The organism is Brachyspira sp., assembly GCF_029258575.1.
GTDB lineage: Bacteria > Spirochaetota > Brachyspiria > Brachyspirales > Brachyspiraceae > Brachyspira.
The window spans coordinates 1-4,589 of the sequence record NZ_JARHYI010000150.1; the positions used below are offsets into that span (position 1 = coordinate 1).

The 4,589-nt window shown below is 27.5% G+C and carries 5 protein-coding genes; 1 reads left to right on the top strand and 4 read right to left on the bottom strand.

Annotation, left to right across the window (positions count from 1 at the left end; translation table 11 throughout):
* Together Q1J76_RS11825 and Q1J76_RS11830 are read right to left on the bottom strand one after the other, a co-directional pair.
* Positions 1 to 201, bottom strand: a 201-nt coding sequence (locus tag Q1J76_RS11825) for a hypothetical protein (RefSeq protein ID WP_300370658.1), incomplete at its 3' end; no start/stop codon positions are given.
* A gap of 75 nt (positions 202 to 276) precedes the next feature.
* Positions 277 to 2,766 (bottom strand): hypothetical protein, encoded by a 2,490-nt coding sequence (locus Q1J76_RS11830; RefSeq protein ID WP_300370661.1) that lies wholly within the window; start codon positions 2,764 to 2,766, stop codon positions 277 to 279.
* 149 nt (positions 2,767 to 2,915) lie between these two features.
* On the opposite strand from Q1J76_RS11830, the gene Q1J76_RS11835 reads away from it, so the two are divergent.
* The gene (locus Q1J76_RS11835) at positions 2,916 to 3,071 is read left to right on the top strand and encodes a hypothetical protein (protein WP_300370664.1); all 156 of its coding nucleotides are present in this window, start codon (positions 2,916 to 2,918) and stop codon (positions 3,069 to 3,071) included.
* Between the two features lie 201 nt (positions 3,072 to 3,272).
* Here Q1J76_RS11835 and Q1J76_RS11840 read toward each other — a convergent pair whose 3' ends face one another.
* Both Q1J76_RS11840 and Q1J76_RS11845 read right to left on the bottom strand, forming a co-directional pair.
* The gene (locus tag Q1J76_RS11840) at positions 3,273 to 4,019 is read right to left on the bottom strand and encodes a TRM11 family SAM-dependent methyltransferase (protein WP_300370667.1); all 747 of its coding nucleotides are present in this window, start codon (positions 4,017 to 4,019) and stop codon (positions 3,273 to 3,275) included.
* Positions 4,020 to 4,205: 186 nt separating this feature from the next.
* Positions 4,206 to 4,589: DpnII family type II restriction endonuclease (locus Q1J76_RS11845; protein ID WP_300370670.1), on the bottom strand; the 384-nt coding region annotated here is incomplete at its 5' end.

The window sequence follows — 4,589 nt, forward strand, 5'->3', positions numbered from 1 at the left end:
ATCAAGTATAGTATTATATTTTACTTCCATATTATCAATATTTCCAGATGAAAAGAAAACTTTAGGATTATACATAGCTTCTTCAAGATAACTAATTTTTTCTTCATATGAGTCTATACCATAATTAGAAAAAACTTTTTCGATCTGAGGCTTTTCTCTAGCACCTTGTAAAGCTCCTATGATAACTTTTTTATCATTCATGTATACACTCCAAATTAAAATATTCTCATGGCAAATTGTATATGTCTAAATAAAAAAGTCAAGCATATTAAAATATCACTCCTTCAAAAAACCATGCTCATACACTTTAACAGCAATTTTTTTGGCAAGAATGTCGAGATTGAATTTGAGGTCGGAGAGTAAAGAGTTGTAAGTATCGTCTTTAGAGGTTGGATTCATACGCCCCTTGTCATTAAACTTCTGAAAAAACGCACGTATATCATAATGGGACGCATTAACATTGATTAGATCGAAAGAATGATAATATTTCCATAGAGCTAAACCAGCCTCAAAAACCGCACTAGCCTCACTTGAAAATTTCAAAGGCTTTGAAGATGTGGCACCACTGCTGAAAAGACTGTCATTGTCGGAAGCAGTTTTTTTAATCTTACCAGCGATGAAATCAGTCATAAAATGCGAGGAGAAAGAGTCTTTAGAATTAACATCTGATTCAGTGAACGGAATCCAGTGATTAATACCCTGCTCTGAAGAAATACGGTTCTGCGAATGAAATAAAGTGAAAGCCACACAATCATTCTGAAATTCTTTATCATCTTCCCAAGTGCTGTTAGGATATAAAAATTGATCCCTATCATTAAGCCAATCAGCTTCAATGCATAATCTAACAGATAAATATATACAGATAGGAATTAAATTTTTTTCATTTATATATATAAAAATACCATGTCTATTAGTTTTTTCATTCATTATAGAAATATATTTATTATTTTGAAAATCAGGAGCATCAGCCATAATTATTCCAATATAATTTTCATCTATTTCTGATTTACCAATTTTTTTATATTTACTATCTTTTTTATTATATAATTTATAATTATTTATCCAATCATTTATTCTTTTAATTTCTTTATTAAAAAAATAGATTTTTTTAGTTTTTATAATTTCACCGTTACTATCAAAGATATTGGAAATTATATATTTATTTTTTACTTTTTTAGAAGTATTCCAAATAAAAAATCCTATAGGAAAGTCACCATTTACATTATCAAAAGTATCAGCAGGTACAATAAACATTTTTTCTAATTTTGCTAAAAATATATTTCTAAATTCTTCAAAATTTCCAGCTTGAATAGTTTTAAGAGTAGAAAATTGGGCTATAATACAATTTGGTATTTCTAAATATATTTTTATTATAAATTGGACAAATAGTTCTTTTAAAGATGTTCCAAGTTTAATTCTAGCATCTTCAATATTAACTGTTTTATAAATGAAGTATGTTTTATTATCTGTTGCTACTTTAGGTTTATTCCTCCCTGTACCACTTCCAGCCTCAGCGTAAGGAGGATTTATATATATTACTAATTTCTTTCTTTTCTCTTCATCATCAATTATAGCTTTCAAGTCTTTAGGAAGTTTATCAAATTCATCATTCAAAAAATCAAATTGAAATATATGATTTTCAAGCAGGTTAGCTCCGTTCTTTACTCGCTCTTTCATTATTTCCACATCCGCCTTATCCAAAGTAGAAGCCCAAATATTATATTTATTTGTAAGTCCTGCAAGCAAATTGCCTGTACCTGCAGCACAGTCCCATATATAATATTCGTCCTGCCAATTCTCGCCCAATGCTTCTGCAATATATTCCTGACTTTTTTCAACCCATATCTGAGGCGTGAAATAAGAACCCTTCCGTTCTCTTATATCCTGAGGTACTAATAAATCGCGTCTCTCTATTATATAATCCCAATATTCTTCTTTCGGCGGTCTTTGATATCTTTTCCAAAACTCATTATGTGACTTCTGTTTATCATAAAAATATGCTTCCTTACTTGAGGCAAGTCCCATATCATCTATTTTTCTGTCAAGCTCATAGTGGTCAGTTTTTAGTATTACATATAATTTTTCTTTTAATGTCAAATTATTTTCGCTTAATAAATCCGCTAAATAAAAATCGGCATCTATTATACCGAAACTTTTAGCTTTATCCCAATCTACAGATATAGAGGTTTTTACAGCATTAAGCCATTTTGAATATATATTAACAAAATTATTTTTATCAATCTGTACTTTTGATATGCTGTTTTTACCCGCTATAAAATTAACTCTTATAAACTCTTTTAATTCTTTATCATCATCATCAAATTTATAAATATAGCTTTCATTTTTCAAAGTATTTTCTACTAGATTATAGAGCTGTTTAAACTCTTTAGATTCATGATTAGAAGGTGTTACATTCCAATTAAAATCATTTTGATTGAATACATCAAGAATTTTATAATACTGAATAAAAGCTATTTTCTCTGCATCAAAAGCTCCCAAAAATGGGGGAGGTAAATGCTTATCAAAAACTCTTTTCTTTCCTATAGTAAGTATCAGCTGCACAAAAGATTCGTAAATATCGTTTTTATTTCCTTTTTTAGCCTCAGCCCACAAAAAATATTCGTTTTCTTTTTTATCTATATCTTTTTTAGGTGCTATACTAAAATCAATTTCTTCTATGATTTGAGTGTTGTCGAAAGATTGAAAATAATCTCTTGCTACTTTATTTTTTAATTCTTCTTCTCTGATAGTTTTACTGTAATACATAAAATTATAATAGTACAATTTAAGGCTAAAGTCAATGTTTTTATATTATTAAAATTACTCAAAAAAATATAATTTTCTGTTTGTTAATTTTTTATAATGTAGTATAATATTGGCAGAACAAAGCTATATTTTAAAAGGAGTTTACAAATATGGTTACAGCTATTACGACAACTGACACTAGTAATGTTTATGTTACGTCAATAGGCGGGGTAAATATCACTGTCAGAAACAATTTTTCTGATAAAACAGCTACTGTTGAGGTGGAGCCGAAGATCACAGGTGGTGCTTTAAATGTGCAAGGGTAATTTCCTCCCTTATCGCATTTATATTATCGGTTCTTTAATTTAATACTTTAGCATAAGTTTTTGTTCGTTTATTAAAAGTAATGGGGTTGTTGGTGGGAAACAGCTCCATTTTTTATGCTTGAATTATTAATTTTTATATATGAAAGTAAAACATATGAAAATTGATAATTTAATATATTTAAAGTAATTTAAATTGTATAGTTATTTTCTAAATATGAACAAATATTCGTGAGCAATTAATAAAAAGTTATATTTGATACTATTTGTTTTCCAATATCCTGTTGCCCTGCAGTTATGTTGTTCTTTAATAATAAGTTCTTTTAATTTAAAACCAACATTTTCAAAAACACGCATAACATCAAATGACATTGGAATCATATGCCCTTTTTCTCTTGTATCTCCCATTAAAATAGCACAAAACTTATCTTTTTTAAGTACACGATAACTTTCTGCTGCTACTATTTTCATTTCTTCAATAAAATCCTTTATTTTTAAACGAGATAAATCACCATCTATATTATCGCTATATTGAATGATATTTGCATATGGCGGATGTGTACAAATGAGGTCAATACTATTATCTAAAATGAAATCTAAATACCGTGCATCTCCATTATAAATATAAACATTACCATTACCTCCATCATATTCAAAATCAATTTTTTCTCTGCATCTATTGAGTGCTGTATCATTTATATCAATACCGATAATATTTCTGTTAAGTAATTTCGCTTCTACAAGAGTAGTACCTCCGCCAGCAAATTGATCGAGTATTAAGTCTCTTTCTTGAGAGTATCTAAGTATAATATTTCTAGGTATATATGGAGACCAATTTCCACGCCATTTTGCATCATGGGTAGCCCAATTACCTCTATTTGGAAAAGACCAATGTGTTGTCATTTCTAGTTCAAAATCATCTGGTTCCCATTTTTTTGTTTTTTTTGCCATTAATCAAATCCTATATAATTTTAGAGAATATTTATAGAATGCTATATTATAATTTTAGTATTTCATAATAATCTTCTTATTACTAATTTGTCAATCTAACATTTTATATATCAAGTATTTTTTTTAATTTATATAATAATAATTTTTATTAATTATTGAATATTTTATTTTTTATACAAATTTATATTAGTTGAAAACTTTTTTAATTATTCCATCTTCTAAGTCTTTGATATTATAGATGTAATCCATAACTTCAAAAGTTTCTTCTAAATTGTTTCTTGCATCCATCCAGCCTTTACCATCAGTAAACCATACAAATTTAAAGTTAGTTATTTTACTAGCTTCTTGAGAAATTTGCTTGTAACTACGAGCGGTCTCATTTAATTTAGATCCACTACTTGCATAAAAATTTGTTTCTATTCCATAAACTTTATCTTTTGTTTTAATTACAAAATCAAAACGTTTAACAGTTTTACCATTGTTTGATATTTCTGATAGATTAATATTAAATTTATCTTCAATTTCTTTTATTTTCATTTCTTTAAAATATGTTTTACCTTTTTGAAAACC